5 protein-coding genes are annotated in these 5856 nt (G+C 41.2%); 2 read left to right on the top strand and 3 right to left on the bottom strand.

Features of this window, described 5'->3' with window-relative positions; all coding sequences use genetic code 11:
• Positions 1–149, bottom strand: a 149-nt coding sequence (locus tag L4B77_RS19180) for a transposase (RefSeq protein ID WP_429752415.1), incomplete at its 3' end; no start/stop codon positions are given.
• A gap of 1505 nt (positions 150–1654) precedes the next feature.
• On the opposite strand from L4B77_RS19180, the gene L4B77_RS19175 reads away from it, so the two are divergent.
• Positions 1655–2491, top strand: a complete 837-nt coding sequence (locus L4B77_RS19175) for a beta-1,6-N-acetylglucosaminyltransferase (RefSeq protein ID WP_429752413.1) — start codon at positions 1655–1657, stop codon at positions 2489–2491.
• A 323-nt stretch (positions 2492–2814) separates the two neighbouring features.
• On the opposite strand, the gene L4B77_RS19170 is transcribed toward L4B77_RS19175, so the two are convergent.
• Positions 2815–4662 carry a M3 family metallopeptidase gene (locus L4B77_RS19170; protein ID WP_429752411.1) on the bottom strand — a complete coding sequence of 616 codons (1848 nt, stop codon included), beginning with the start codon at positions 4660–4662 and terminating at the stop codon, positions 2815–2817.
• Between the two features lie 225 nt (positions 4663–4887).
• Between L4B77_RS19170 and L4B77_RS19165 the strand changes: the two genes are divergently transcribed.
• A complete protein-coding gene (locus L4B77_RS19165; RefSeq protein ID WP_372039621.1) occupies positions 4888–5460 on the top strand; it encodes a hypothetical protein in 573 nt (190 codons plus the stop codon).
• Positions 5461–5580: 120 nt separating this feature from the next.
• On the opposite strand, the gene L4B77_RS19160 is transcribed toward L4B77_RS19165, so the two are convergent.
• Positions 5581–5856 (bottom strand): IS3 family transposase (locus L4B77_RS19160; RefSeq protein WP_429752409.1); only part of this gene is annotated, 276 nt, incomplete at its 5' end.

The raw sequence follows: 5856 nt of genomic DNA, 5'->3' as shown, positions 1-5856 counted from the left end.
TTTTTGACGGCTTTACGCCACCCATAAATTTGAGATTCATATAGCGAAAGCTGTCGTGCGGCAGCAGAGACACCGACTTTCTCTGCTAACTTAAGCGCTTCGGCTTTAAATTCAGGAGCATGTTTGATTCGTGTTTTCTTAGTTGTCATTGTTCACCTCGTTAGTGATTGTACTCACTTAACTCGGTGTCCAAAACTTCTGGTGCGGATCAAAACTTCTGATGTAGCATTGTCAACATAAGTGCCAAGGCTTTTACACCCAGCTGTAGCAGACACAAACCCACAAAGAAGTAATGCAGATATTATCTTGCTAGGTTTAAGTGCCGCTTTAAATAATTTCACTATTAAATTCTCTAAATTTATTAAATTGTTAGGCTACAGACTGAACGGAGGATAAAGCTATTCATTCTTTGACTCTTTTAAGATCAACCTCTAAATCTGAACGCTAGAGCATCTTACAAAAAACCGTAGCCCCCTGATCTATCGATCATTTCTTACTATTGACGTAATGCAAATGTTGCATATCAAGCTTACCAAGTATTGTGGTACTTGTCGGTTGGAAATTATGATATACACCAATCAAACTAGGCATTCAGTTAAGCGATAAACCTCATCAAGCCTACAAAAATCGGTGGTCATTATTCCTATTATGTAAAATTCACGAGTTTGTTGTCAGAAACAGCACTCAGAACGCCTCAGACGCTCATAGCAAAGGTTTCGGGCACTTGATCAAGGCAATTGTTTTCAGACTTCCTAGTAAGTTTGTGACACTTTCAGAGCGACAAATAGCACGAATTAACATCTTTTGGATTCAACCAAAGCTCATACCAAATCAACGAAAAATTCAATTTTAGCTTGCCGTCGACAACCAATCATTGTTGCAATGATTAAACTTAAACCTATCGAAAAATCCATGCTGACTAATTTTTGGACAAAACTGTTTTAGCGAAAGTGCTAATTTAGCAAAGCATAAATTATTTAAAGTATGGTAAAAGCCTCTTACGTGAGTGTCCAGTATATCTGGTGCAGATCAATATTGAAAACACCGCTAAACGATTACACCAATTTCAAACGAAAAACCACGAAGCGGTGAGCCACAAAACCCGATATGCACAGAGATTAAAGCCGCCCACAAAACTCACACGTTCAATAATGAACTGCGGGAAAATCACACTCAACGTGTACGATGAGAGTTTGTGAGCAGACAGAAACCATCGGTTCGAGAATTACGCTTCAAAACGGTTGCCACAAAACGTTGGATTACGCCCAAACTGGCTTTTGCAGCGTACATGGTTTAAGCCACATAACCGCCTAAGTTTCAAAGCGCGACAAACTTGAAGTGGCCTATTACCAAACTACATAGCCAAAAAATCACAGCGAGTCTTAACGCCCGCTTAAGGGGCAGCCAACGCTACGACTCACTTTCCGCATAACATCGTAACCACAAAAACCAACGCATGGTAAAAATGGCACGCGTTGGCTGTCCCTCTTGAAGCGTTTGTTAGGTTTATATTTTATTGCTATTGATTAATCAAGAAAGAGCCCCCATATAGTCTATGGATAAGAACACGCCTTACCACTCAGAACATACATTCCCTAACTGAGATAACTGGAGCGTGAAAATAAATATTCCAGATTTCTCAAGGAATGATCTAATGATTGCTTATCTTATTCTCGTTCACCGCTATCCAGATCAATTTAAACGGCTCTTTCATGCCATATACCACCCAAATAATCATTACGTTATCCATGTTGACAAATCTTCTGGAAAAGAAATTTTAGATGAAATAACTTTGTTTCTAAATGATTACCAAAATGCTGAAATTCTTGAATCAGAAAATGCGCTATGGGGTGGGTATAGCTTAGTTAATATTGAACTTCGTGGTATGGCTAAGTTATTAAACATGAACAAAAGCTGGACACATTTTATAAACCTAAGTGGACAAGATTTTCCATTGAAAACTCAGCCATATATTCATGAGTTTTTGTCAAATAATAAAGACAAAGAATTTATTCGAGCACTAGACCAAAATGCAGCTAGACCTGAAACGATGAATCGCATACAAAATATATGTTTTGAATATAAAGAGCATATTTATCGACCTGAAATAGCCAGGAAATTCATGCCAGGGATAACACCATTTATTGGCACCCAATGGATGATTGTGTCACGAAAGTTCTGTGATTTTGTTTGTAACACGGATGCATCTCAGCCCTATAAAGAATTTTATAAAAATACATTTATTGCTGATGAAGGATTTTTCCAAACAGTTATGATGAATAACGATTGTCATGGTGAAATAATTCAAGATGACTTGCGACTTATCGATTGGGTACCAGATGGAGATATAAAGCTTAGACCGAGGACGTTTACAATGGCCGATATTTCTAACTTAATTTCGAGCCCTAACCTTTTCGCTCGAAAATTTGACCTATTAGAGGATGCTAAAGTCTTGGATAGGCTCGAACATCACCTCGCTGCAACAGTCTAATTTTTAATGAGCTACCCTCAACGGGGCGGCTCAAAGAAACCTAACGCTTTGTAGACGGGCTTTTTCCGTCTTTGCATTTCGTCTATGTTGCTGCCATTTATTATGAAACTCAACTGGTATCAACCTGTTATGTGAATCGGCATATAGTTGTGGGGGCGAATTACGAAAAAATTCCGTATAAGAGAACAAAGCACGGATTAGATTAACTTGGTCTATTGGTGTACTGCTCAGATGTTCCGTTTACGGCTTCTGTGAAGGTTTGGGGCAAAAATGAGTTATGTCACTACTCATTTTTGCCTTTTTCATTAGCATTAAAACTCAATCTATCGACCGTATTGCCCAACAATGAATTTCTCAAACTCATCACACATCTGATGATTTGATTTGTCATTATTCGTCAACTCGGTAGCCCCATCAACGATCGATATCTTCGCATTCAAATCCGCGACGGGAGCACGTTCTCTTAACGAAAGCTGTTTGATTTTTTGTTCTTCTATTGCCCAAGCTTCTTCTGGTGACAGGTTGCATTCGTCAGCGAGGTATTTGGCATTAAACCCTTCTCCAGTCAGGCTTTCGATGGTTCCATTATGGTTGACACTATTGCCTTTGTGCCAATAGTGCTTCGCCAATAAAGGGCCGATCTCTGGGTTATCAGTTAAATAGCCAAACTTATCGGTGAAATACGCACGAGTTTGATACACCGCCATATGAGCCAGCAGGTAACCTTGGTATGCACAAGACGCTTCATCGGACATTAGGTGTGGTATTGCCATTAATGGGCGGGGGCTACAAGCCAACCCAAGAATCGTTTTCTCACAATTGCGAGCAAGCGCAGTGATCTTTTCAGGTGTCAGATCTTCATCCGCCAATTCGTAAAGTGCTCGCTCGAAATACGGAACCACTAAAATGCTGCGTTCTTGATAGGCTCTGAAGGGTTGTTTGTTATCGATGATTGCTTTGATCAGCTCATCAGGCACGGGCTGCTCATCGGCATTGAGCGCGTATTGTTTCAGCCAATCGGCGTCATTTAACAAGCTGTCGCAGAACATGGATTGGGTTTCCGCATAGGCCATCGAGGTTGGGGCAAACTCTTGAGAGAAGCAGGGTGCGTTCATTTTAACGTTGGAAAAATGTGCCGCGTGACCACCCTCATGAAATAATGTGTTGATACCATCATAACCGCTGCCAACTTGATCGGGCTTAGCGTTACTGGTGAAGTTCACTTGAGCGGCTACCCAAGTACCTTGATCGTAGAAAGAAGGGATAGGACCATGGCAGAAGCCGTTTGGATATTTTCCTTTTCTATCGAGCAGGTCGAGCTTGAGTGTTGCTTGAGAGTAGTCAATGTTGAGGCGTCCAAAAGATTCAATCCAGCGTCTCAGTGACTTTGAAAATGGCACATAAGGGTCGAGTTCATTCATAACGTTCCCTGCAAAAGAGTAGGTAAAGTTATGAGCCTCGAGCGCGCTCTGACCTTTTTGTTCAGCTAACGTATTGAGACTTTTTTGATGGTTAGCGCGCGTACGGGTTTCGAAGTCGTCAAGAATCGTAAACAGCTGCTCAGTCGTCATCTGTTCGGTTTTAACCACCGAGTAATCAAAGAAGGTTTTAAAACCCAGAGATTGAGCAAATTGGTTACGTTTTTTGATCAGCTCAATAAAGCCATTGACTAACAACCATTGTTCTAGATCTAATAGTGCTTGGTGTGCTGAAAGCCTCACTTTTTCATCACTATTACTTCTAATTGCTGAGCCTAATACGGGAAGCGATCCTTCTATTTCTTCCCCGGTTTCATTGATGTAAGTCATCACATGATTCTGTTTTTTCTCAAACAGTTCTGCCTCAAACTTTATGAGTTCGGCTTTAAGCTTCTGTGACTGTTCCGACTCAATAGCGTGAGCTCTAAAGGTCGCTAACCAACCATTTAAGCCGGTTAGTGTAGTCTCTTTTTGTTGGGGATCTTGAATGTCATCGATAGCCGCAAGTTGCGTTTCAATGGCAGCAATTTGTTCAGCCGAGCTAAGAAATTCCGTCCACTGAGTTTGCGCAAGTGTCGAACCCGCGTGGTCGTCACTGATGCCCATATATGTATCCCAAAAGAAGTCCTCTTTTGCTTTATGAGTCGCAAGATACTTTTGATTCAATTGGTTGAGATAGTTCGTTGCCGTCATGACATTCCTTGAAAATTAACCCGTAATTTCAACATTATGACATATTAATCGAATGTATTGTGTGATATTGCATATGACGGTGTGTCAGCACTGCTGTTGATACTACGCGACAAGAATATCGCTTAATCAACCGTTTATTTCTCCTAAAATAGGCAGTTCGAACAGTTGTTCTTGGATTGGTCAAGTATAATAGACGCTTCGTATCACATGAGGTAAGCACAATTAATGAGAGCTCTTCTTGTCTTAATCCCACCTTTGTTATTGTCTCTGAATGCTATTTCGTTTTCCGTGCAAGCAACCGAAAGCTGGTGGTTGAGAACGGTTTTCAATAGCAGTCCCACTCAACCGAGTACTCAACACTATATTAACGATAGTGACCTAATGGATTGTGGCGAGAGTGAGGGCTCTCTGTTGTGCAGTGACTTAACCCAATATTACGATTTGGATGTTTATGTTGAGCTGGAGTTGGCAAGCTCAAGCGTCGAGGTGGTTCGCTTTAACTTGCCATATTCGAGCTTAAGTTACACAAAGCTTCAGGCATACCTTCGTCAAGATGGCTTTGCTTTAAGCTCAATTCGTATTGGTGAAGATGCATTCGATGTTACTGCTCAACTCGAACAAGCTCGAAATGAAGGGGTTGGTTTGGATAGGGTGGATAAGCAGTTGGTCGAATTTATCAACGCGCCACACCATTCATCGGAACACGTGAGCCTCTGGAATGTTCCAAGTTCACCCTCGCCTTGGATTCAGTTACATCGTGATGGTGAGCATATAATGGTTGAACTACATCGCCTTTAATCAGGTGAGTTTGTCAATGGCTTGGTAATTCATTCGAGTCGGTAAGCCTTTTGGGATGAAGGATCATGGCTAGACTGCAAATTATTATTGTGATCTGCTCCAGTTAGACTGGACACCGCATTAAGCGACATATTGTTTTTCAAAGTTAACTGGGCTTAGATACCCAAGAGCACTGTGCCTTCTTGTTCGATTATAATCAACTTCAATGTATTCAAAAAGCGCTTGGCGCATCTCTTCTCGGGTCATTATCGGCTCGTATTGGACGGCTTCTACTTTCATTGAGTGGAAAAAGCTTTCAACACAGGCGTTATCCCAACAATTCCCCTTCCTACTCATGCTTTGTTTTAGATTATGAGCTGCGATTAAATCTCGGTAGTCTTTTGAGCAATATTGGCT

Origin of the sequence: Vibrio minamisatsumaniensis, assembly GCF_050337445.1 — a bacterium.
GTDB lineage: Bacteria > Pseudomonadota > Gammaproteobacteria > Enterobacterales > Vibrionaceae > Vibrio > Vibrio artabrorum.
The sequence above is the reverse complement of the archived record's forward strand: the minus strand, read 5'-3'. Positions and strand labels throughout refer to the sequence as shown.